This is a genomic window from Niveispirillum sp. KHB5.9 (assembly GCF_048066115.1).
In the GTDB taxonomy this organism is placed as follows: Bacteria; Pseudomonadota; Alphaproteobacteria; order Azospirillales; family Azospirillaceae; genus Niveispirillum.
Map to the genome: position 1 here is coordinate 32,058 of NZ_JBLTYX010000001.1, position 24,307 is coordinate 56,364.

The following is a 24,307-nucleotide window of genomic DNA, read 5'->3' on the forward strand; positions in this document are numbered from 1 at the left end:
CGGTCGCCGGCCTGGGGTGCCCATTGTTCCGATTCTCCCCTGGCGATCTTTCGTAAAGCGCTTGTCTTCGGGGGCGACAAGGCACCTTCATGCGCTGCATGGCAGCGGTTTCACTGATTAATATGATAATAATGGTATTCGCCTGAATCCCATGCTATTCCCAGAAGAACCGGGGTCGCCACGTGGGCGGGGTCCGGCTTCTCAGGGAGACGAGTGATGGCCAAGGATCAGGTCGCGCAGGGTGCCGCACCCCGCCGCCTGCGGTCGCAGGAATGGTTCAACAATCCCGCCAATGCCGACATGACGGCGCTGTATCTGGAGCGGTATCTGAATTTCGGGTTGAGCCGCGAGGAATTGCAGTCGGGCAAGCCGATCATCGGCATCGCCCAGACCGGGTCCGACCTGTCCCCCTGCAACCGCCACCACATGGTCCTGGCCGAGCGTGTCCGTGAGGGCATCCGCACCGCCGGCGGCATCGCCATCGAATTCCCCGTCCATCCCATCCAGGAGACGGGCAAGCGCCCGACGGCCGGGCTGGACCGCAACCTGGCCTATCTGGGTCTGGTGGAACTGCTCTACGGCTATCCGCTGGATGGCGTCGTGCTGACCATCGGCTGCGACAAGACCACGCCGGCCATGCTGATGGCTGCCGCCACGGTGAACATCCCCGCCATCGCGCTCTCCGTCGGCCCCATGCTGAACGGCTGGCACAAGGGCGAGCGCACAGGGTCGGGCACCATCGTGTGGAAGGCCCGCCAGATGATGGCAGCCGGCGAGATCGACTATAAGGGCTTCATCGACCTGGTGGCGTCGTCCGCCCCGTCCACGGGTTACTGCAACACCATGGGCACGGCCACGACGATGAATTCGCTGGCGGAAGCGCTGGGCATGCAGCTGCCCGGCTCCGCCGCCATCCCGGCGCCTTATCGCGAACGCCAGCAGGTGTCGTACGAGACGGGCAAGCGCATCGTTGCCATGGTGGAAGAGGATCTGAAGCCGTCCGATATCATGACGCGCGACGCCTTCCTGAACGCCATCGTCGTGAATTCCGCCATCGGCGGCTCCACCAACGCCCCCATCCATCTGGCCGCCATCGCCAGGCATGTGGGCGTGGAACTGTCGCTGGATGACTGGCAGAAGCATGGTCACAAGATCCCGCTGTTGGTGAACCTGCAGCCCGCCGGGGAATATCTGGGCGAGGATTACCACCATGCCGGCGGCGTGCCGGCCGTGGTCAACCAGCTGATGGAACAGGGCCTGATCCGCGAAGGTGCGATCACCGCCAATGGCCGCACCATCGGGGAGAATTGCCGGGGCAAGGAAATCGAGATGCCGGAGGTGATCCGCACCTTCGACAATCCCCTGAAGAAGGATGCCGGCTTCATCGTCCTGCGCGGCAGCCTGTTCGACAATGCCATCGTCAAGACCAGCGTCATCAGCCAGGAATTCCGCGACCGCTACCTGTCGAACCCCGCCGATCCGGAAGCGTTCGAGGGCAAGGCCTTCGTCTTCGACGGGCCGGAGGATTACCATCACCGCATCGACGATCCGGCGCTGGATATCAGCAAGGATGACATCCTGGTGATGCGCGGCACCGGTCCGATCGGCTATCCCGGTGCGGCGGAAGTGGTGAACATGCGGCCGCCCGCCTATCTGATCAAGCAGGGCGTCAGCGTCCTGCCCTGCATCGGCGACGGGCGGCAGTCGGGCACGTCGGGCTCGCCCTCGATCCTGAACGCCTCGCCGGAAGCGGCGGCCGGCGGCAATCTGGCCATCCTGCGCACCGGTGACCGGCTGCGCATCGACCTGAAGAACGGCACCGCCGATATCCTGATCCCGGCGGCGGAGATCGCCGAACGGCGGGCGGCGCTGGAAGCGGCCGGTGGCTATGCCTATCCGGCCTCCCAGACGCCCTGGCAGGAAATCCAGCGCCGCATGGTCGGACAGCTGGGCGATGGTGCCGTGCTGGAACCCGCCGTGCAGTTCCAGCGCATCGCCGAAACCTACGGCGTGCCCAGGGATAATCACTGACGCTTGTTTCCGGTGATCGCAAGCGATCACCGGACCTCAGGCGCCGGCGCCCACATCCGTGGGCTTGGCTCACGCGGCACGTGCCGCGCGGCGGCAGTCGCCGCCGTATGGGTAGCGTGTCTCGCTTGACAGACCGGATGAATATGAACAATGTTCATGCTCATCCGGTCATACCTGCCCGCCGCCCGGCAATTGGCCCTGATGACCGCGGAGCTGAGGTGCTATAGTCGCCTCAGCGGTTGAAAGGCGCCTGTTCCCATGAAGAAGATCATCCTGCTCATCCTGGCTTTGCTGGTGCTGATCGGCGCCGGCGTGGGCGGCTATGTCATGTTCGGCCCCAAGCCCCACAAGGAGGGTGAGGAACATGCCGAGGAGAAGCCCAAGAAGAAGGAGCGCACCGGCCCGCCCGTCTTCGTGCAGGTCGGCCCGATGATCGTGCCCGTGCTGGGTGCCAAGACCGTCGAACAGAACATCATGGTCACCGTCAGCCTGGAAGTGGATGACGATGTCGTCCGCGACCAGGTGCGCATCCAGAGCCCGCGGCTGGTCGATGCCTATGTCCAGGCGCTCTATGGCGGCATCGACAAGGGCCAGGTGATCGACGGCCAGGTGCTGAACATTCCGGCCCTGAAGACCAAACTGATGGAAACCACCGAAAAGGTGCTAGGCCCCGACGTCGTGCATGACGTGCTGATCCAGTCGGTCAGCCAGCGGCCGGTTTATTGAGGGGTAGCAGCGGTTCCCGGCGAAAGTCCGGCTGTGGGGGTTTTCCCCACTCTCTACCGTCACCCCGGCGAAAGCCGGGGCCCAGGCGCAGAGCGGCGTCTGCCGCGGCAAGACTCATATCGGCGCTGATCGCGCCTTGACACTGGGCCCCGGCTTCCGCCGGGGTGACGGTGGAGGAGGCTGCAACGATGCAGCTTCACCTCACTGGCATGCACCTAACCATCGGCAAACCGCGCCAAAACCCGCGTCCATGCCCATTTATTCAATGGCGGCGTATTGCCGCATCCAAAAACGCATGGCATGCTTGCGCCCGCCTAATGCCGCCGGCCGTCCGGTCATCAAAACAGAAGCGGCATCTTCAACAGGGTAAGGAAACGACATGACCACGCAAGTGTTGTACTTCGTGCTGGCATGCGGGGTGCTGGCCATCCTCTACGGGCTGGTGACGGCGCGTGCCGTGCTCTCCGCCAGTCCGGGCAATGCCCGCATGCAGGAAATCGCCCAGGCCATCCAGATCGGCGCCGGTGCCTATCTGAACCGCCAATACACCACCATCGGCATCGTCGGCGTGGTGATCGCGGTGCTGGTGGGCTTCCTGCTGGGTATCCACGTTGCCATCGGCTTCGTCATCGGCGCCGTGCTGTCGGCCGCCGCCGGCTATATCGGCATGAACATCTCCGTCCGTGCCAATGTGCGCACGGCGGAAGCCTCGCGCCAGGGGCTGGCGCAGGGCCTGTCGCTGGCCTTCCGCGCCGGTGCCGTCACGGGCATGCTGGTGGCGGGTCTGGCCCTGCTGGGGGTCGCCGGCTATTACATGGTGCTGACCTGCCTGGAAATCACCGGCCGGCCGCTGATCGACGCGCTGGTGGCGCTTGGCTTCGGCGCCTCGCTGATTTCCATCTTCGCGCGCCTGGGTGGCGGCATCTTCACCAAGGGTGCCGATGTCGGCGCCGATCTGGTGGGCAAGGTCGAAGCCGGCATTCCGGAGGATGATCCGCGCAACCCGGCCGTGATCGCCGACAATGTCGGTGACAATGTCGGCGACTGCGCCGGCATGGCGGCCGACCTGTTCGAAACCTATGCGGTGACGGTGGTGGCCACCATGGTGCTGGCCAGCATCTTCTTCGCCGGCCAGGACGTGCTGGGCGCAGCCCTGGTCTATCCGCTGGCCATCGGCGGGTCCTGCATCATCACCTCGATCATCGGCACCTTCTTCGTGAAGCTGGGATCGTCCAACAACATCATGGGGGCCCTGTACAAGGGCTTCATCGCCTGCGGCGTGCTGTCGCTGGGCGCCATCGCGGCGGTCACGCACTGGGTGCTGCCGCAGGGCTTCGACACCGCCTTCACCACGGGCGCGGGCGTGACCTTCACGGCCGCCGACCTTTACCACTGTGCCGTCGTGGGGCAGGTGGTGACGGGCCTGATCGTCTGGATCACCGAATATTACACGGGCACCAATTACCGTCCGGTGAAGTCGGTGGCACAGTCAAGCACGACCGGCCATGGCACCAACGTCATCCAGGGCCTGGCTGTGTCGATGGAAGCCACGGCCCTGCCGGCCCTGGTGATCTGCGTCGCCATCATCGTCTGCTACCTGTTCGCCGGATTGTTCGGCATCGCCATCGCCGTGACCAGCATGCTGGCCGTGGCCGGCATGGTCGTGGCGCTGGATGCCTATGGCCCGGTCACCGACAATGGCGGCGGCATCGCCGAAATGGCCGACCTGCCCAAGGAGGTGCGCGTCACCACCGATGCGCTGGACGCCGTGGGCAACACCACCAAGGCCGTCACCAAGGGTTATGCCATCGGGTCGGCCGGCCTGGGGGCGCTGGTGCTGTTCGCCGCCTATAACGAGGATCTGAAGTTCTTCATGGCCGATCCGACGACATACCCCTATTTCGCCGGGGTGTCGGTGGATTTCAGCCTGGCCAATCCGTATGTGGTTGTCGGCCTGATCCTTGGCGGCCTGCTGCCCTATCTGTTCGGCGCCATGGGCATGACGGCGGTGGGCCGTGCCGCCGGTTCGGTGGTGGAAGAGGTGCGTCGCCAGTTCCGTGACGATCCGGGCATCATGGCGGGCACGTCCAAGCCCGACTATGGCCGGGCCGTCGACATGCTGACCAAGGCCGCGATCAAGGAGATGATCATCCCCTCGCTGCTGCCGGTGCTGGCGCCGGTGGTGCTGTATTTCCTGGTGGCCGCCATCGCGGACAAGGGGGCGGCGTTCAGCGCCGTCGGTGCCATGCTGCTGGGCGTCATCGTCACCGGCCTGTTCGTCGCCATCTCGATGACGTCGGGCGGCGGTGCCTGGGACAATGCCAAGAAATACATCGAGGAGGGCCACCATGGCGGCAAGGGGTCTGACGCGCACAAGGCGGCCGTGACCGGCGACACGGTGGGCGACCCCTACAAGGACACGGCCGGTCCCGCCGTGAACCCGATGATCAAGATCACCAACATCGTGGCGCTGCTGCTGCTGGCCATCCTGGCCCACGGCTGAGGTGTTTTCACGGTGACCTTGCAGACCCCGGTCCGGCGACGGGCCGGGGTTTTTCTATTTGGGCCCCGGCCTTCGCCGGGGTGACGGTAGAGAGAACGGAAGCGATGGTGCCCAAGGGTTTCGCAGAGGTCTTGCGAAAGCAAGAAATCTCAGAACCCCGCCTCTGTTCCCAGCAGCACCGACAGTTTCGGCGTCACGCCCCATTCCCTGACCAGGGCCTGGTATTCCTCCACTGCCTTGCGCTCCGCCGCAGCACCCGTGCGCACGGCCCGCAGCAGCGTGTTGCGCGGGGTATGTTCGGAGGGCACGAATTCGATGATCTCCGTCCGGTATCCCGCCTGACGCATCAGGCTGGCGCGCAGAGCGTCGGTCAGCATGTCGGCGAAACGTTCGCGCAGGATGCCGTGGCGGGTCAACAGCCCATAGGCGGCCGGCGCCTCTCCCGCACGCAGCTGCTTTTGCAGGTCATGGTGGCAGCAGGGAGCCGCCAGCACATATTTCGCCCCCCAGGCCACCGCGCGCGCCAGGGCGTCGTCGGTGGCGGTGTCGCAGGCATGCAGGGCCAGGACGATATCAGCCCCTTCCACCGGTGCCTCGGCGATCGTGCCTTCGATGAAATGCAGCCCGTCCCAGCCCAGGGTGGCGGCCAGTTCGGTGTTGCGCTCGCGTGCTTGGCGCTTGGTGTCCACGCCGGCGAAATCGACCTCCAGCCCGCGTACATGGGTCAGGAACCGATAGGCGGCGAAGGTGAGATAGGCGTTGCCGCAGCCCAGGTCGACGACGCGCAGCGGCCGGCCCTCAGCAAACTCGGCACCCTTCAGCACCCCGTCCAGGGCCCGGATGAATTCCTCCACCTGCCGGTACTTGTCCTGGCGGGTGGGCTTGATGCGGCCTTCGCCATCGGCGATGCCCACGGCCCGCCAGAAGGGGTCGGCCGGGTCCAGCAGGCGCGGCTTGGCGCGGTCATGGTCCAGGGCGCGTTCCTTCGGCGCGGCGGCCGCCGTGCGGCTGATCATCGCCTCACCCTTCTTGGTGACGCGCAGCTGCACCGTGGCATCCAGCGTCTCCACATGCCAGGTGCCCAGACCCAGGGCCAGCAGGTCGTCCACCGCCTTTTCGGCATCGGGGCCGAAGGCGGCGTTGCTGGTATGGGCCTGACGCTCGTCATAGGCGACGGTCTGCAGGTGCGGGCCGGATTTCAGGGAAACGGGCCGCAATTCCACCCGCCGCCAGGGCGGGGTCATGTTGCGCATCCGCCCGCCGGCCACGGCACGCACCAGCCGGTCCCCGTCCAGCAGCAGGGCACGGATATCGGCAAGGGCGGGGGCGAGGGGGGAGGCCATGGGGAAACGTCTCAAAAAAGGCTGGGATGCACGCGAAACTTAGTCATGCATCGGGTGCCGGGAAAGACGTCAAATCGCGGCACAGGGTTTCAGGACGCGACGACCCGGTTCCGCCCGCCGCGCTTGGCCTCGTACAAGGCATGGTCGGCGCGGGCCAGCAGCCGGTCCAGGCTTTCCGGCCGATCCTCCCTGACCGCCAGGCCGATGCTGGCCGTCAGGGAAATGGCGCGGCCATCATGGCGGAACCCCGACCCGGCAATGGCAACCCGGACACGCTCCAGCATGGTCATGGCACCGGCCAGGCCGGTTTCCGGCAGCAGCAGCACGAATTCCTCCCCGCCGAAGCGGGCCAGCAGGTCGCTGACCCGGCATTGCTTGGCCAGTTGCCGGGCCACCAGCTTCAACGCCTCGTCCCCGGCCAGATGGCCATGCCGGTCGTTGATCTGCTTGAAATGGTCCAGGTCCAGCATGGCCACCGCCACGGGCCGGCCGGTACGGTCCGCCCGGGCCAGTTCCGCCGCCGCCATCTCCATGAAGCGGCGGCGGTTCATCACCTCCGTCAGCGGATCCATGCCGGCCAGCCGTTCCAGTGCCGCCAGGGCATGGCGCAGTTCCGAGGTGCGCCCTGCCACCAGATTGTCCAGCAGATGCCGCTGGCGTTCCAGGTGCGACCGGCGCAGCCGCAGGACCACCCCCGTGATCCCGGCCCCGACCAGAAGGGCGGCCAGGAGCAGCAGCCCGTCCAGCCCGCCGCTCACTGCGGCTCCCGCAGGCCATAGCGGGCCATGATCTTCTTCAGCTCACCCGAGGTCCGCAATTGCCGCATCTTGGCATCGACCAGCGCGGCATAGACACGGGCATCGGGATCGGCGGGGGAGAAGCCGATGGAGACCGAGGAGGGCTTGCCGATCGGCGTATAGTCGAAAATGCCCTGATAGCCCTTGGTTTCCGCCTGATAGTCGATGACGTTCACATCCTCGATGATGGCATCGACCTTGCCATCGACCAGCAGGCGGATCAGATCCTCCGTCAGATTGTCGCCGCCCACGGCCACCATCCGCGGTTCCTTCTTGTGCGCATCGAGATAGGCGTTGACGCTTTCCTCGTAGAAATAATCGGCGCCGAAGCCGATGCGCAGCCCGTCCAGGCTTTTCAGGCCGGTGGCATGGACCCCGCGGCCCTTCAGCGTCACCAGGATGGTCTGGGTGCTGCCCAGGCTTTCGCGCGGGAAGACCAGGGCGGGGGCCTCCGCAACACTGGCACCCACGGCGGCGGAGAAGCGTCCGGCCTGCACCTGGGCCAGGGCGTCGCTCCACGGCATCAGTTTGTAATCGACCTTGTGGCCGGCCTCCGTCAGGGCCAGGCCGGCGATTTCCACCAGATAGCCCGGCGCCTTGCCCGGCTCGCAATTATACGGGCACCAGGCATCGGCGCGGAAGCTCAGTTCCTTGGCATGGGCGGCGGGCAGGGCGACGGACAGCATCGTGGCCAGCAGGCCGGCGACATGGATCTTGTTCATAATGGTTTCCTCAGGGAAATGATTTGCGGGTCAGTGGCCGGAGCGGCGGATGATATTGTGGGCGGCCAAGGCGGCGATCATGCGCGACTTGATGTCGGCCAGGGATACGGGCTTCACCAGATATCCCGACGCCCGGTGGCGGCGGGCGGCCAGGACCAGGTCGCTCTGCGCGTGGCTGGTCACCATCACCACCGGCAGGTTCATGGTGGCGGGATGCTCACGGATGCGGCGCAGCACCTCGATCCCGTCGATGGGCTTCATCTCGATATCGCAAAGCACGATGTCGGGCTTGAAATGCTCGATGATGGGCACGGCCATGTCGGGCGTGCCGATATCCTCGATCGTCATGTTGCCGAATTGCTGCACGATCCGGCGCAGCAGGCCGCGATAGAAATTGTCATCGTCGATGATGAGCACTTTCAGCCCACCCAATATCCGGTCCTGCATGGACAAAACTCCTCACGACCGGAAACGCGGTTCCGGCCCGGCTGATTTCAGCGCATGGGGAACGCCCCTGTTTTCAGGGGCAGGAAAAGCGGGTCAGATTTTCAAAAGCGCGGCGTGCATGGGCTTCCTGTCCGGTTCTTTTGGCTGCGGACACGCAAGGGGGCATCCGCGCCCCGTCGTTGGGGGGCGGTTTCCGGTTGCGCGCCGGCCTGTTTTTGATGGGAACGAAACCAGCATCGCCGCCCCCCGTGCCGGTGATTGGGCGTCGTGCATGATATCGATGTCATCTGTTAAAAGGAATTAACCGAGATGCCGGCCGCTGTCAATTTTCATCGAATTTTATATAAATAAACGCTGATATGATTGGCCGACATGGTTGACGTTAACGTAAGATGGCATGCTTCTTGTTACCGTTAACGTCGCTGAAAATGGCGGAAACCGGACCATGATAGCGATGTCATTGATGGGGCTGGGAATTGCCCCTCACGGCTTCCAGTCCGGATCATAGGCCGGCCGGTCCATCTGCAAGGTTTCGCCATTGCGCACGTACCAGCCGCGGCCATGGGTGCGGCCGATCAGCTTCATGGCGGGCGTATCCAGATGGTGGCTGGCCGCATCCAGCACGAAATTGTCGGCCACATGGGCTGCCAGCACTTCCCCCAGCACCAGCGTCTGTCGCGGGCCGGTGTCGATCACCATATGGCGGCGGCATTCGAAGCTGACCGGGGCACGGGCGATCAGGGGCGGGCGGATCACGCTGGCGGGAATGGTTTCGATCCCGGCATAGGCCAGTTCGTCCACATCGGGCGGGGCATCGGCGGAACAGCGGTTCATGCGCGCCGCATCGTCTTCCGACACCAGGTTCACGGTGAATTCGCCGGTAGCCAGGATATTGGCCGTCGTATCCTTCAACCGCCCGTCCGGCCGGTGCATCAGGCCCAGCGCCAGCAGCGGCGGATCATCGCCCACCATGTTGAAGAAGCTGAACGGGGCGGCATTGCGCACGCCGTCGGCCGATATGCTGGTCACCCAGGCGATGGGGCGCGGGGTGATGGACGAGGTCATGATCTTGTACCGCGCCGCAGGCGGCAGGTCGCGCATGTCGAAGCGCATGGAATGATCCTTGGGGTTCCGGAACTCGGGGCGCCAGTTAGGACCGGGCCGATGGGACAGGGCAAGGAAGCTTTTTGCGGGTCGCTGAAAATACCTGACAATGGGTGTCAGGTATCGGGTTTTATAAGCAGGGCTCCACGCTTCGAAGGAGCCTTGAGATGAACGCGACCGATATCCTGCCCGCAACCCGCCGCCAGTTGCTGATCGCCGCCGCCGGTGCGGTGCTGCTGCCCGGTACCGGCCCGGCGACGGCAGCGGAGCCCGCACTGCCGGTGACGCCAACAGCGGCCCGCAAGCATGAATTCGCCTTCCTGAACGGCAAATGGCGCGTGCAGCACCGCAAGCTGAAGGCACGGCTGGCCGGGTCGACCGAATGGCATGAATTCGAGGGCACCTGCCACGCATGGGAACTGCTGGACGGCATGGGCAATGCCGATGACAACATCTTCCATGATCCCACCGGTTCCTACCGCGGGGCCGCCTTCCGCCGGGTCGATCCCAAGACCGGCCTGTGGAACATCTGGTGGTTCGATGAGCGCTATGCCGAGGTGGGCGTGCCCATGCAGGGCGGGTTCAAGGACGGGGTCGGCACCTTCCTGGCCGACGAGATGTTCAACGGCAAGCCCATCAAGGTCCGCTTCATCTGGTCGGAGATCACGCGCACTTCCGCCAGATGGGAACAGGCATTCTCCCCCGATGGCGGCAAGAGCTGGGAGACCAACTGGGTGATGCGGTTCGAGCGGACGGCGTGAGGGAAGGGGGGGCGTCCATACATGGACGCGCCCCATCTTATCACCCCGGCAGCTTGTCCCCGATTAAAGCCAGGTTCTGGTACGCCGCCAGGCCCCATTGCGAGACGCTGTTGGTGGACATGTTCGCCGCCTCGTCCACCGGGTTCAGGACGGCGTTGCCGCTGATCCGGGTCACCGTGCCGGCGATCTGTTCGCCCTTGTCCTGGAATTCCTTCCAGGCGCGGTCGGCCAGGGCCGGGTCCTTCAGGTGGAAGGCGGCATAGGCGGTCAGGCGGGAATGGGCCAGACGCAAGGAACGGCCCTTTACGTCCAACCCGTACCTGGCTTTGAATTCCGCCGGGGACGCGTTGTAATAGGTGCAATATTCCAGCCAGGATGCCCGGTATTCCGGCTCGTCCAGCAAGGCCAGCAGTTCGGAATGCACCTCCACCGCGCCGAACACCGCTGACAGGTGGGAAATGCCGATCTTGTCGCCGGGACCGGAGAATTTGCCGGTCTTCACGTCATAGGGCGCGGCGCCGGCCAGCCAACGGTACTTCATGGCGGCGATGGTGCGCATGCCATTGACGATACGGTCACGCCATTTCTTGTCGCCCGTCCGCTCCCACTCGGTCAGCCATGCGGCGATCAGCGAGGACCAAGAGGTGCCGAAGCCGCATTCGATCACGCCGGCGGGTGCCGGGTTCTCCAGCTTGCGGCTGATATCGACATTGGCCAGGGTCTGGTCGCTGTCGATCAAATCATGCATCAGGTCGCCCACCCGCTCATCCGCCGTCAGGTAGTAATAGATGCGGCGATAGGCGGCGTTGGACACGCGGGGCTGTTTGGAACTGTCGGCCCAATGCTGCACGCCATGGCGGGTGCCGAAGCCCTTGTACGGGCCCAGATGGCAGACATCGACCTCACCCGTATGCCGTGTCATCGCCTCGGCCAGCCGGAACACATCGGCGCGGCCGGTGCGCAGGAAGCTGTACCAGAGCCAGAGGTCGGGTGAGAGTTCGGAATTGGCCCAGGCATAGCCGCCAATGTCATAGCGCCATTCATGGCGGTCGGTGTCATAGGAGTGCATGACATCGCCATAATGCCAGAACCCGTACCAGCGGCGCTGTTCCACCTGATCACGGTACAGGTTCAGCAGGAAATCGGCCTGATCCTCGATCTTCGCGCGGGCCGGGCTGGCGCGGCTGACCAGATCCCAGTCGCCGAAGATCGCCACCTCGCGCAGGCGGGCGGGCGGCACCATCAGGCGCGGCGGGGCAGTCAGGGCGCCGGCAACTTCGGTGAACCAGTCGCGTGCCGGGGTGGCTGGCAGGGACCAGAGATGCAGTTCGGTGGTGCGGGCGATGCCATAGGGCCGGCCCCAGCCTTCCTGGTAATCCTCGTAGGTGATTTCCAGGGCTTCGCGTTCCTGCGGATGGGTCGTGATGCCCAGACCGTCATGGTAGAAGCGCAGATCCATGGCGGGCGCATCCGGCGACCAGAGCCAGGCGGTCAGCTCCGCCGTTTCGGTCGCGGCATTGCGGATGTCCAGGCGGGCCGGATGGCGCTTCCAGAAATCCGGCATGGCCAGGGCGGCACCACCCGCGGCACCGCCGACATAGGCCAGGCCACCGGCACGGCGGCCGGCCTGGGCGTCGATCCAGCCATGGCCCGGCTTGGTGCGCTTGGCGATCTTGAACCCGTCGGCATTGGGCTGGCTCAAGGTGAAATCGCCCCAGGTGGGGATCAGGTCCAACCGCTTGGAAACGGTGGGCGCCATTCCATCCAGTGCCGGGATGGCGCGGCCGTCGATCTGGGCCTGTTTGTAATCCTTGCCGGGATCGCGGCGCAGGCCGGTCAGGGGCCGCACCGCCTCCGCCCACAGACCCTCGCCTTCACCGGTGAAGCGGACATGGCGGTCATGGGGGGCGTCGGACAGGGGGACCGAGGCGGTGACGCCCAAGCCACGGATGAAATCCTTGTTCTCATCCCCGTCGAAGATGAAGCTGTGCAGGATGCGCACCGACTCCGCCCCGGCGTGGAAATAGAGCCGGATGGTGAAGGGCAGCCAGGAACGCTCACCGTCCTTGTGGCTGCCATCCAGGCGGACCAGGGCGCGCACGGGACCCTTCTGTTCCACGGTCACAGATGTCACCACGCCGATGGAGCGGCGCTGGCTGACGGTTTCGGCCTCCGTCAGGTCGGGCTGGTCCTGGGACAGGCAGACCAGACGCAGATCGCGGAAGGCTTGCTTGCCATTGACGCTGGCCAGGGTGATCAGCTTGTCACCCGAACGCGGGATGCGCCACTGGCGGGGCCCGGCGGTGACGGTGATGGCATCGGCGGTTTCGGTGACCGTCACCGGCTGGGCTGGGTCCTTGGCCTTGCCGGCGGTCAGTTCCAGGCCCGACAGGTCGGCACGGTCGGCACCAACGCTGTGCGCCGACCATTTCAGCGATCCGTCCGGCCAGGTGGCGATGGGCCAGCTCTGCACCGGAACGTCGGTACCCGCCGCGTCGGTCAGGCGGAAACGCTGCGCCGGCTTGTACAGGCCCTTGGGCCAGGGCACGCCCCAGGTCTGGCCCAGCTGGCGGGCGGGGGGCTTGCCGTCGATCCAGCCGATGGGGGTACTCGGGGCCTTGGGCTTGGCCTGGGCTTCACCGCCCACCGCCGCCACCGTGCCCGAGGCCATTGCCGTCAAAGCCGTGGCCTGCATGAATTGCCGCCGGTTGAAGCCGTGCACGCCCATCGCTGTTTCCTTCCCGTTGGTTTGCTTTTGCCGTAGGTCAGGTCGAGGGCGAAGCCCGAGCCCTGACATTCACCGGCACCGTCGTCTGTCAGGGCTCGCCTGCGGCTCGACCTGACCTACGGATTTATGATTTCCACAATGTGGTACGCAATCCTTAATATTGGAATTCTATTATCATATGAATATGGGTAAGGTAAGGCCAAACCGGATCAGGGAGGAAACATGACGACCCGGAAATGGCTGGCCGCCGCCTTGCTGTGTGGCGTGGCAGCATTGCCCGTGCAGGCACGACAGATGGAAAAGCTCGACCGTGGTGTCGTGACCGTGCCCGGCGATGGCGGCGTGCTGGTCGGCTGGCGCCTGCTGGAAAGCGACCCGGCTGGTGCGGGGTTCGATCTCTATCGTGACGGCCGTAAGTTGAATGCCAAACCGCTGACCCAGGCCACCAGCTTCCTGGACAAGGGCGCCGACGGTTCCGCGCGCTATGAGGTGCGGCGGACGGGGGAGGCGACGGGGGCCACAGCCGGCGTCTGGCGCGACGGATACCTGTCGGTACCGTTGCAGCCCCCGTCCGATGGCGTCACCCCGGCGGGGGAGGCCTATAGCTATAACGCCAACGATGCCAGCGTCGGCGATCTGGATGGCGACGGGCAGTATGAGATCGTCCTGAAATGGGACCCCAGCAATTCCAAGGACAATGCCTTTGGCGGCTATACCGGGCCGGTGATCCTGGATGCCTACAGGCTGGATGGCACGCGTCTGTGGCGCATCGATCTGGGGAAGAATATCCGGGCAGGTGCCCATTATACCCAGTTCCTGGTCTTCGATTTCGATGGCGACGGCAAGGCGGAACTGGCCGTGCGCACCAGCGACGGCGCGGTGGACGGAACGGGTGCGGTTCTGGGCGATGCCCAGGCCGACTGGCGCGCCCATGACGGGGAGATCCCCCAGGCCGACCGCACCGGTGCCACCACCACGCCGGACGGGCGCAAGGTGGCGCGCGTGCAGGGCCGCATCCTGAAGGGGCCGGAATATCTGACGGTGTTCGAAGGGGTCACCGGCAGGGCGCTGGCCAGCGCGCCCTATTGGCCGGCCCGTCATCCGGAGACCAACCACCCGACGCCCGAGCAGATGCAGGCGGTATGGGGCGACGGCTATGCCAACCGGTCGGACCGGTTCCTGGCCGGTGTCGCCTATCTGGATGGCAAGCTGCCCAGCATCGTCATGGCGCGCGGATATTATGCCCGCACCACGCTGGCCGCCTGGGACTGGCGCGACGGCAAACTGAGCCCACGCTGGCAGTTCGACAGTGCGGCACCGGGGAACGAAGCCTATGGCGGGCAGGGCAACCACCAGCTCTCCGTGGCCGATGTCGATGGTGACGGCAAGGACGAGATCATCTATGGCTCCATGGCCGTGGATGATGATGGCAAGGGCCTGTGGTCGGCGGGGCTGCTGCATGGCGATACCATGCATGTGTCGGACCTGGACCCGCTGCGCCCCGGCCTGGAAAAGTTCGGCGTGCACGAGGTGCCGTCGCGCAATGGCGGCATCGGGGCCGCCATGCTGGACGCGGCCACCGGCAAGGTGCTGTGGTCCACGCCGACCGACAAGGATACCGGTCGCGGCGTGGCCATGGATATCGATCCGCGGTCACCGGGGGCGGAGGCCTGGGCCAGCAACGGTCCCTATCTCTACAGCGCGCAGGGCACAGTGATCGCCGCCAACCATCCCAAGCAGATGAATTTCGGCCTCTGGTGGGATGGCGACTTGTCGCGTGAGTTGCTGGACAAGGAACAGGTGCTGAAATGGGACTGGCAGAAGGGGGAGGCGGTGCCGCTGCTGTCACCCGCCGACGTCTCGTCCAACAATGGCACCAAGGCCACGCCGGCCCTGTCCGCCGATATCATCGGCGATTGGCGGGAAGAGGTGATCTGGCGCACCAGGGACAACAAGGCCCTGCGCATCTACACCACGCCGTTCCCCACGGAATACCGGCTGGTGACGCTGATGCAGGACCCGGTCTACCGGCTGGGCGTGGCCTGGCAGAACACCGCCTATAACCAGCCGCCGCACACCAGCTATTTCCTGGGTACGGGGATGAAGTTCCCGGGGAAGTAAGTCCGTTTGGACTTGAAATACGGGCCATATGATCCCATCATCTCTTTGTCAGAGGAGGGGATGATGGACATAGCCCTGCAGCCGAACCGTGCCGAGGACCGCAATGCCGTGGCGTTGAAAGCCTATGGCCGCATCGTCCAGCATTGGGGCCTGACCCTGGCGGAGGCCGCCGCCCTGTCCGACATGTCGGAAAGCACCTGGAAGCGGGCGCGCAAGCCGGGATATCCGGGCGACCTGACGCACGATCAGATGTTGCGGCTGAGTGCCATCATCGGCATCTACAAGTCTCTGGCGCTGTATTTCGGGGAAGAGATCGCCCAACGCTGGCCGACCCTGCCCAACCAGGGGCCGCTGTTCGCCGGCGCCCGGCCCGTGGACACGATGGTGGCGGACGGGTTGCCGCAGTTCCTGCGCGTGCGGACCTATCTCGATGCCCTAAGGGGTGGGATGTGAGGGTCGTTTCGGTCAGCGACCGCGCCCTGGTCCGCCTGATCCCCGCCACCTATCACAAACCACCCAGCCTGCGCGGGCTGGTCGATAGCGACGCGGAGATGGCAGTGCTGGCGGAGATCGAGGGGCTGACCAGCGCCCGGTTGATGACCGAACGCGGGCGCAACCTGCATGTCGACCGGCGTGAACTGGCCTGGGCGCGGCGGCACCATGACCTGACCATCTATGGCCAGAGCCATGTGAACGCCGCCTTCAGCTATACCCGCACCGGCGGCAACCGCTTCAATGATGAAGGGCGGGGGGCCTGGTATTGCAGCTGGCACAGCCTGACCTCCGTCGCGGAGGTGGCGTTCCACCGCACGCGGGAGCTGGGCTATATCGGGCTGTACCAGGACAGGGCGCGCTATATCGAGCTGCTGGCCGATTTTATCGGCGATTTTCCCGACATCACGGACGAGCCCGGCCATCCCGCCCTGACACCCGATCCGATGGTCGGATATCCAGAGGGTCAGGCCTTCGCCAGATCCCTGCAACGGCAGGGCTTCCGGGGACTGGTATATCCATCCGTCCGCCAGCCCGGGGAACGTTGTCTGGTGGCGTTTGAGCCCACCGCCGTCCAGAATGTGCGGCCCGGTGCCAGTTGGGAAATCAGCTGGGACGGCACACCGGATTATTCGGTGCACGGAGTGGAATGAAGAACGGGCCGGGGGAATGATCCTCCGGCCCGCTTTCATTGAATTTACGTCCGATCAGTACTTGTAGGACGCACCGGCATAGTAGCGCTTGCCGGAATAGGCCAGTTCGCCCAGGCGGATATCGTCGCCGGAGTTGGTGCGCTCCGCCTCGCCCGTCAGGTTCTTGCCCTCGATGAAGAAGGAGATACCGGTGTCGTTCAGGCGGTAGGTGGCCTTGGCGTCCAGGTAGCCGGTGCCATCGCGGAACACCGGGTTGCCCGAGCGTTCGGCGGCGGCCTGCAGCCACTTGGTCCGGCCGTTATAGGCGACGCGGACATTGATGTTGTCCTTGTCGTAATAGCCGATCAGGTTGTAGCTGTGCTTCGACAGGCCGGGGAAGGGCAGTTCCTTGCCGTCCAGCGAGTTGAACAGGCCCACATCCTTGGCGCGTGAGTAGGTGTAGTTGACCGACGCGCCGAACCCGTCGAACGGTGAGGGCAGGAAGGTGAAGGCCGTCTGGGCCGACAGTTCCAGACCGTCCAGCTTGGCACCGCCGCCATTGATCGGCATGGTCACGTCGAACAGCGAGCCGTCGTTGAACAGATCGACATTGCGGACCAGCGTGCGGGCCAGGATGAAGCTCTTCACGTCCTTATAGAAATAGGAGGCGTTCAGCAGCGTATCGGCATTGACGTACCAGCCGACATTGAAGTCGTACTGGTCGGCACGGTACGGGTCCAGGGCCGGATTGCCCGAGGTGCAGCTATCCAGCAGATTGTCGGCCTTGCCGGCTTCGGTCAGGTCATAGAGGCAGTTGGCGGCCGGCACCAGGTCGGTGGGCTTCGGGCGGGCCATTACCTTGGCCCAGCCCAGACGCACGATCACCTCGTCCGGAACGACACCGAAGCTGATATTGAAGGCCGGCAACGTGTCGGAATACTTCTCCGCGATGGCGACTTCCGTCACGCCCACCGTCACGATGGAGGTGATGGGCGAGCCCGTGCTGGTCGTGCCGGTCTGGCGGTTCTCGCGGCGGGTCAAAGCACCGGTGGCGGTGATGTCGGTTTCCACATAGCGGACGCCGAAATTGCCGCTGACGGGGATGTCACCGATATCGAATTCGAAATTGGCCTTGGCATAGCCGGCGGACACTTCCTCGCTGATATCATGCGCCGGGACCTGCCTGTAGCCGTTGGCTTCACGGATCAGGTCGTGGTTGAAGCCGGACGTATCGAACCAGTCGCCGATCAAGGAGACGTCGGACGCCATCCAGCCGCGCGGCACATTGCCGATATTGCCCTTGTAGCCCTTGTAGAAGTTCTGCGGGGTCAGGTGGGCCGTGGCACGCACGAAATCCACCAGCTTCTGCGGGGTCCAGATCAGGCCGTTATTGGTGGCACCCAGCGCCACGTTGGAGGTGACGTTGGCCGACGGGACGACGGTGCCGTCCAGGGCGGTATAGCCGCCGCCGGCATAGCGCAGCGAACCGGTCTTGCGCCACTGGCCGCCGACCTCCAGCGTGGTCAGGGCCCAGCGGTCCAGGCTGTAATCCAGGTCCAGCTTGGCTGCGTCCTCGCTTGTCTCCACCTCTTCCGGCCGGTACTGAACCGCAGCACCGCCATTGCGATAGGTTTCCGGGTTCGACGGGTCGAAGGCGGTGGGGAAGGTGAAGCTGGGGATGCCGCTATCCGACAGGGTCACGCCGATGCTGGGCACCGTGGCGCTGATAGCGATGGAGTTGGTATCGCTGTGCATCGTGGATTCGGAGGTCGAATAGAACCCCGAAGCCGACAGCCGGTCGCCGGCCCAGTTGAAGCCGCCCGTATAGTACTTGGACTCCAGCGTATAGTCGAAACCGCGCATCTGCGAGCCGAAGATGTTGCCAGCACCGGTGGTGCTGCTCGGCGCCGTCGCGGCCGTCGTCAGGCCGATGACATTGTGGTTGTCATCCACCGTCACGCCGACCGGGTTGATACGGGCGGCGGCCGTCAGATCGATGGAATAATTATAGTCGGTCAGGAACTGGTCGCGCTTGTTCCAGTTGACGTCGGCATAGACATCCAGCTCGTCCGTGACGCGATACTGGATCGTGGTCATGGCCGACATGCGCTTGTCGTTGCGGTACCACATGCCATAGCGCGGAATGCGCGGCGACAGATCGTACCATTGCGATTCGCAGCTGGTGCGGTTGGCGGCCGTGCTCTGGCTGGCGCAGGCGGCTTTGGTAGCGACACTCTCAAAGCCCGCGACGTCGCGCGTCTTATTGGGCGAGTTGTCGTAATCGGCCAGCGCCACCCATTCGGTGTTGCGCAGAAAGTCGCCGCGCGTGTCGACATCATCATAGGTGACGTTGACCAGCACGCCCAGGCGGTCGTCCAGCCACTTGTCGCCATAGGTCAGGTTGCCGCGCGGGGTCACCTTCTTCTGCAGGTCCAGATACTGGCCGGCGGCGGAGACGGAGAACAGCATCTCGCGCAGTTCCAGCGGCCGGCGCGTCTGCACCGACACGGTACCGCCCACGCCACCTTCGGTCATGTCGGCGGTGAAGCCCTTGAACACGTCGATGGACTTGATCAGTTCCGACGCCATGTCGCGCAAATCCGCGCCGCGGCTGCCGGTGCCGGCACCGCCCAGGACGGACACGCCGTTGATCTCAACGCGATTCAGGTCGGGTTCGACGCCGCGGATGGAGACAGACTCACCCTCGCCGAAGGCGCGGGAAAGCTGCACGCCGGTGATGCGCTGCAGCGCTTCGCCCACATTCTTGTCGGGGAAGGAGGCCACATCCTCGGCCACCAGGCTGTCGACGACGGTGTTGGCCTTCTTCTTGCGGTCGATGGCCGACTGCAGGGAGGCGCGGGTGCCGACGACGATGATCTCTTCCAGTTCCACGCCGCCGCCGCTGGCGGCCGGGGCGTCCTGCGCCTGGGCCGTCATGGTAACCGCTGTCAGGGCGAGACCGATGCTGGCGCCAGCCAACAGTTTTCCAGACCGCGTGCTGCGGCCCTTTGCGTACATCATCTCTCAACTCCTCCCCAGGCGGGACGCCGTAAGCTGGCGACCAGGGTGTGTTTTTGTTGCACATGCTGCCGGGGATCGTTGGTCCCGGCGCAGTTCTCAGGATATGAAACGTCATCCCATAAATAATATAATACCAAAATATGGTTTGCGAAAGCGCATTGTGGGAAGTGGTTTAAGAAATTTGTCAAACTGTTGCAAATCTCCCCTCCTTGAAAAAATCCCCCGGCCGGGCAGCGCCCGACCGGGAAGGTATAGGAGGGAAGCAAGGTGAAATATCACCTGCGTATCCGGGCCCCGACAGGTTCGGGGCAGCCCGGATACCGGCGGTGGGGGGGCCACCTGCCGGTCCTGGAGCCGGCACCTTCGGTCCCCCGCATCAGGGATGGGAGAAGGGAAGGGGCCGGAATGGCGTGGGCGGGACCATGACGAGTCTCATCCCATCATGCAAGCATATTTTTCATATTTCAGAATTATAAACCATAATATGGGATTAATCATTCGCGCTGATATCTATATGGTTGGGCAGTGCCAGCCGGGCCGGCAAAATCGGTCACCGCCCGAAATCTCATATTGTGTGATGGATATCCACATTGTATGACTTAATTGTATGACATATGCAGGCCCCAGAGAAGGGCCAAACCTGGAGTGCGATCGCTCGGGACGGTCACGGCCCAAGCGTTCGCCACACGACAACCAAAAGCTTGCCTGGGAGTGGATCGATGACGCCGATTGCGTTCCGCATGAAACTGAAGCCCGGTCATGTCGCGGAATATAAACGCCGCCATGACGTGCTGTGGCCGGATCTGGCGGACGCGTTGCGCGACGCCGGCATCTATGACTACTCCATTTTCCTGGATGAAGAGAGCCTGTCGCTGTTCGCCGTGCTGCGGCTGACCCCGGACAACAAGGCCGACGAATTGCCCAAGCTGCCAGTGATGCGCCGCTGGTGGGATTATATGGCCGACATCATGGATGTGAACCCGGACAACAGCCCCGTGCAGGTGCCGTTGCCCAGCATGTTCTATTTCCCCTGATCCAGGCTGCAGGACCCATGCATATCATCAAGAAGAGCGCCCTGGCGCTCGCCCTTTCGCTGGCCCCGCTGCCCTTCCTGTCGCCGCTGGCGATGGCGGCCGATGCCCCGTCCTATCTGCTGACCGCCTTCATCAATGGCGATGCCAAGTCGATGTCGGTCTACCGCTCCGCCGACGCGGTGAATTTCACGCTGGACAAAGCCGAGGCGTTCAAGCCCCCTTCGGGCCTGCTGCGCGACCCCAGCATCATCCATCACAAGGATGGCTGGTACTATGTCACCTACACGACCGACTGGAACAACGACCTGATCGGTTTTGCCCGGTCCAAGGACCTGAAGGAATGGACCTTCCTGGGCAACCACAGGATCACCATTCCCGGCACGACCAATTCCTGGGCGCCGGAATGGTTCGTCGATGATGATGGATCGGTGCATGTCATCCTGGCCGTGTCGACCAATGGGCCGAACGGGCAGTTCAAGACCTATCGCCTGACCGCCACCGATGACAGCCTGTCCAACTGGACCGCGCCATCGGTGCTGCACGGTCTTGGCCCCAACCATATCGACGCCAAGATCATCCAGGAAAACGGGCGCTATTACGCCTTCATCAAGAACGAGTCCACGAAGTTCATCGAACTGGCGACGGCACCGAAGCTGGATGGGCCGTGGGTGTTCACCCGCACCGGCGACTGGGCCGGCTGGGGCAATTTCGTCGAAGGTCCGTCGGTGGTGAAGCGGCCCGATGGCGGCTGGCGCATCTATTTCGACCAGTATATCGAAAAGCGCTACTGGTACTCCGACAGCGTCGGCCCCGGCTTCACCGGCCAGTGGGCGCCGAAGGCGGAACTGCCGGGCGGCCTGTCGGGCAAGGCGCGGCACTTCACCGTCCTGCGCGAGGGCGGGGCGGAGAAGAAGGCCGTAGCCCCGGCCCTGACCACGCCCGTCACCTGGGACCGCTATTCGCTGAAGGTCGGCGGGGAACGCATTTTCAGCTGGGGCGGGGAAATGCACCCGTTCCGCCTGCCCAGCCCCGACCTGTGGCGCGACGTGTTCCAGAAGATGAAGGCGTCGGGTTACAACACGGTGGCCATCTATTTCGGCTGGGGCTACCACTCCCCCAAGCCCGGCGTCTATGATTTCACCGGTGTGCGCGACATGGACCGCGTGTTGACCATGGCCAAGGAAGCCGGGCTCTACGTCATCGTCCGGCCCGGCCCTTATATGAATGCCGAGGTGACGCGCGGTGGCTTCCCCAGCTGGCTGGTCAAGCAGCAGGCCAAAGCCCGCACCGACCATCCGGAATATCTGGCGGCGTCGGATGAATGGCTGACGGCCATCAACGGTATCCTGAGCAAGCACCAGATCACCGACGGCGGCGGCAGCGTCATCGCCTACCAGATCGAAAACGAGCTGGACGTGACGCAGCCCACCCAGCAGCGTTACATGCAGCACCTTTATGACAAGGCGCGGGCCGACGGCATCACCGTGCCGATCTTCCACAATGACAAGGGCCGCAACGGCAATTGGGTGCCCAAGGGCAGCAATGTGCCGGGCACGGTGGAAGGGCCGAACGACCTGTACGCCTTCGACGGCTATCCGGGCGGGTCGTGCGATGTGGATGCCACGGTCGGCAAGCCCAATCTGGCGCCGGACTGGGGCCTGTATGGTCCCGGCGGCGCATCGGGCGGGGCCAGTGCCTCGCCCAACACACCCGGCTTCGCGGCGGAATATGGCGGCGGCTGGTTCGACTATTGGGGCAGCAACGGTGCCTATAACTGCAACGGGCAGCGTCTGGGGTCGGCCTATCAGCGGGTATTCTATGGCACCAACATCGCCAACGGCCTGACCATCCAGAGCTTCTACATGACCTATGGCGGCACCAGCTGGGGCTGGATGCCGGCACCGGTGGTCTATACGTCGTATGATTACGGTTCCGCCATCGATGAGGCGCGGGGCCTGCGGGAAAAGGCGCGCGGCATCAAGCTGATGGGCCATTTCCTCCAGACCGTGAAGGATCTGACCCAGATGGACCGGGCCACGGGCCTGTCGCCCAGCAGCCCCAATGTTCGCCTCTATCATAATGTGAACCCTGAGACGGGTACCCGCCTGCTGGTCGCCACGCATGCGCCCAACAATGCGCAGACGGACGACGTCTTTAATTTCAAGGCCAAGCTGCCGGATGGGGAATACACGATCCCGCAGGCAGGCACCCTGCGCCTGAACGGCCATGACGCCAAGCTGTGGCTGGCCGGGTACAATCTGGAAAGCCAGCGGCTGGTCTATTCCACGTCGGAACTGTTCACCCATCTGCGCTTCGGTGCGGGCGACCTCGCCCTGTTCTATGGCCGCAAGGGGGAGGATGGGGAGACGGTGCTGCGCTATGCCTCCGCGCCGACCGTTACCGTGTTGGATGGCAAGGTGGAGAGCGTGTTCGACGCGGCCACGGGCGACCTTCGCCTGAACTACCAGCATGAGGGACTGGCCCGCGCGCGGATCAGCGGCGGCGGCAAGCCTGATCTGACCCTGCTGCTGGCCGACCTGCCGACGGCGGAAACGTTCTGGCGGCAGGAGACCAAGGACGGTGTGCTGTTGCAGCGCGGGCCGACCCTGGTGCGTACGGCGGAAATCAAGGGCAAGACCCTGGACCTGACCGGCGATACCGAAACCGACAGTCCGCTGGAAGTGTGGGCCCCGGCCGGTGTCACGTCGGTGCGCTGGAACGGTGCGTCGGTGTCGCTCGACAAGGGTATCGGCGGCAGTCTGGTGGCGAAGAAGGAACTGGCGGGGCCGGTGGCGGTGACGCTGCCCGATCTGACCAAGGCCGACTGGCGCTTCCAGGCCGGATCGCCGGAGGCCGACAGGGAATTCGATGACAGCAGCTGGGCCGTGGCCAAGCCGGGCCGTACCGCCAGCTTCGTGAAGCCGCCGGGTGGCCAGCCGCTGCTGAACATGGACGATTATAATTTCCATCATGGCGATGTCTGGTATCGCGGCCGCTACAATGCACAGGCCGGCGTGTCGAAGCTGGAACTGCATTATGGGGCCGGTGGTGCCGGCATGCTGCAGGTCTGGCTGGATGGGCGCTATATCGGCCAGCATGTGCTGCCCACCGGCCTGCCGCGCCCGCCGGGCCAGGGGCTGGCGACATTCGCCATCCCCGAGGATCTGCAGGCGCCGGGTGAGCGCGTGTTGTCGGTGATGGTGCGCAACAATTCCCACCATTGGGACCTGGATGTCGATGATCTGCACAAGGAAGCGCGCGGCCTGATCTCCGCCTCGCTGTCCACGCCGACGGGCAACAGCTTCGCCCTGCCCATCGCCTGGAAGATCCAGGGCAATCTGGGGGGCGAGGATATTGCCGACCCGGTGCGCGGTGCCTTCAACAATGGCGGCCAGTATGGTGAGCGTCTGGGCTGGCACCTGCCGGGCTTCGACGACAAGGGCTGGATGGCGGCCAAGGTTCCGGCCACCAGCGCCCAGCCGGGCACCGTCTGGTACCGCACGGAATTCAGCCTCGACCTGCCCAAGGGCCAGGACAGTGCCGTGGGCCTGTCGTTCGGCGATGCGTCGGTGCCGCGTTCCACGGGTCAGTACCGGGTGCTGATCTTCGTGAATGGCTGGAACATGGGCCAGTTCATCGCCGATGTCGGGCCGCAGCGCACCTTCGTGCTGCCCACCGGCATCCTGAACGCCAATGGCAGGAATACGCTGGCCCTGGCCGTGACGTCGGACGGCAAGCCGGGCGACACGCTGGAGGCCGTGAAACTGGTCAGCCTGCGCAACGCCCGCTCCCCCCTGAAGGTGGGGACGGTGCCGTCGCCGGGGTATAAGGACGTGGTGAAGTAG

At 64.5% G+C, this 24,307-nt stretch carries 16 protein-coding genes; 9 read left to right on the plus strand and 7 right to left on the minus strand.

Annotated elements, in window-relative coordinates:
- Positions 1-216 precede the first annotated feature (216 nt).
- The 3 genes from ACM9HJ_RS00120 (at position 217) to ACM9HJ_RS00130 (ending at position 5,260) form a co-directional block, all read left to right on the plus strand.
- Positions 217-2,031 carry an IlvD/Edd family dehydratase gene (locus ACM9HJ_RS00120; protein ID WP_416569627.1) on the plus strand — a complete coding sequence of 605 codons (1,815 nt, stop codon included), beginning with the start codon at positions 217-219 and terminating at the stop codon, positions 2,029-2,031.
- A gap of 258 nt (positions 2,032-2,289) precedes the next feature.
- Positions 2,290-2,757 carry a hypothetical protein gene (locus tag ACM9HJ_RS00125; RefSeq protein WP_416569628.1) on the plus strand — a complete coding sequence of 156 codons (468 nt, stop codon included), beginning with the start codon at positions 2,290-2,292 and terminating at the stop codon, positions 2,755-2,757.
- A 379-nt stretch (positions 2,758-3,136) separates the two neighbouring features.
- Positions 3,137-5,260: a sodium-translocating pyrophosphatase gene (locus ACM9HJ_RS00130; protein WP_416569629.1), complete on the plus strand. Its 2,124-nt coding sequence runs from the start codon at positions 3,137-3,139 to the stop codon at positions 5,258-5,260.
- A gap of 149 nt (positions 5,261-5,409) precedes the next feature.
- Here ACM9HJ_RS00130 and ACM9HJ_RS00135 read toward each other — a convergent pair whose 3' ends face one another.
- From ACM9HJ_RS00135 to ACM9HJ_RS00155, 5 genes are all read right to left on the minus strand, one after another.
- Positions 5,410-6,603 (minus strand): class I SAM-dependent methyltransferase, encoded by a 1,194-nt coding sequence (locus ACM9HJ_RS00135; protein ID WP_416569630.1) that lies wholly within the window; start codon positions 6,601-6,603, stop codon positions 5,410-5,412.
- 89 nt (positions 6,604-6,692) lie between these two features.
- On the minus strand, positions 6,693-7,361 hold the full coding sequence (locus ACM9HJ_RS00140) for a GGDEF domain-containing protein (RefSeq protein ID WP_416569631.1): 669 nt from the start codon (positions 7,359-7,361) through the stop codon (positions 6,693-6,695).
- The gene (locus ACM9HJ_RS00145) at positions 7,358-8,122 is read right to left on the minus strand and encodes a substrate-binding periplasmic protein (RefSeq protein ID WP_416569632.1); all 765 of its coding nucleotides are present in this window, start codon (positions 8,120-8,122) and stop codon (positions 7,358-7,360) included. The genes ACM9HJ_RS00140 and ACM9HJ_RS00145 overlap by 4 nt, the downstream gene beginning before the upstream one ends.
- A gap of 30 nt (positions 8,123-8,152) precedes the next feature.
- Complete coding sequence (locus ACM9HJ_RS00150) at positions 8,153-8,569, minus strand: response regulator (protein WP_416569633.1); 417 nt, start codon at positions 8,567-8,569, stop codon at positions 8,153-8,155.
- Between the two features lie 483 nt (positions 8,570-9,052).
- The gene (locus ACM9HJ_RS00155; RefSeq protein ID WP_416569634.1) at positions 9,053-9,682 is read right to left on the minus strand and encodes a flavin reductase family protein; all 630 of its coding nucleotides are present in this window, start codon (positions 9,680-9,682) and stop codon (positions 9,053-9,055) included.
- Positions 9,683-9,840: 158 nt separating this feature from the next.
- On the opposite strand from ACM9HJ_RS00155, the gene ACM9HJ_RS00160 reads away from it, so the two are divergent.
- Positions 9,841-10,434 (plus strand): DUF1579 domain-containing protein, encoded by a 594-nt coding sequence (locus tag ACM9HJ_RS00160; protein WP_416569635.1) that lies wholly within the window; start codon positions 9,841-9,843, stop codon positions 10,432-10,434.
- A 40-nt stretch (positions 10,435-10,474) separates the two neighbouring features.
- On the opposite strand, the gene ACM9HJ_RS00165 is transcribed toward ACM9HJ_RS00160, so the two are convergent.
- Entirely contained in the window at positions 10,475-13,162 is a 2,688-nt protein-coding gene (locus tag ACM9HJ_RS00165; protein ID WP_416569636.1) for a hypothetical protein, read from the minus strand.
- Positions 13,163-13,384: 222 nt separating this feature from the next.
- Here ACM9HJ_RS00165 and ACM9HJ_RS00170 point away from each other — a divergent pair, with 222 nt between their 5' ends.
- The 3 genes from ACM9HJ_RS00170 (at position 13,385) to ACM9HJ_RS00180 (ending at position 16,428) form a co-directional block, all read left to right on the plus strand.
- Positions 13,385-15,283: a rhamnogalacturonan lyase gene (locus tag ACM9HJ_RS00170; protein WP_416569637.1), complete on the plus strand. Its 1,899-nt coding sequence runs from the start codon at positions 13,385-13,387 to the stop codon at positions 15,281-15,283.
- Between the two features lie 63 nt (positions 15,284-15,346).
- On the plus strand, positions 15,347-15,736 hold the full coding sequence (locus tag ACM9HJ_RS00175; protein ID WP_416569638.1) for an MbcA/ParS/Xre antitoxin family protein: 390 nt from the start codon (positions 15,347-15,349) through the stop codon (positions 15,734-15,736).
- Positions 15,733-16,428 carry an RES family NAD+ phosphorylase gene (locus ACM9HJ_RS00180; RefSeq protein WP_416569639.1) on the plus strand — a complete coding sequence of 232 codons (696 nt, stop codon included), beginning with the start codon at positions 15,733-15,735 and terminating at the stop codon, positions 16,426-16,428. Before ACM9HJ_RS00175 ends, ACM9HJ_RS00180 begins: the two co-directional genes overlap by 4 nt.
- Before the next feature lie 54 nt (positions 16,429-16,482).
- On the opposite strand, the gene ACM9HJ_RS00185 is transcribed toward ACM9HJ_RS00180, so the two are convergent.
- Positions 16,483-19,428 carry a TonB-dependent receptor gene (locus ACM9HJ_RS00185; RefSeq protein WP_416569640.1) on the minus strand — a complete coding sequence of 982 codons (2,946 nt, stop codon included), beginning with the start codon at positions 19,426-19,428 and terminating at the stop codon, positions 16,483-16,485.
- A 719-nt stretch (positions 19,429-20,147) separates the two neighbouring features.
- Between ACM9HJ_RS00185 and rhaM the strand changes: the two genes are divergently transcribed.
- On the plus strand, positions 20,148-20,462 hold the full coding sequence (rhaM, locus tag ACM9HJ_RS00190) for an L-rhamnose mutarotase (protein WP_416569641.1): 315 nt from the start codon (positions 20,148-20,150) through the stop codon (positions 20,460-20,462).
- A 17-nt stretch (positions 20,463-20,479) separates the two neighbouring features.
- Positions 20,480-24,307 (plus strand): beta-galactosidase, encoded by a 3,828-nt coding sequence (locus ACM9HJ_RS00195; protein ID WP_416569642.1) that lies wholly within the window; start codon positions 20,480-20,482, stop codon positions 24,305-24,307.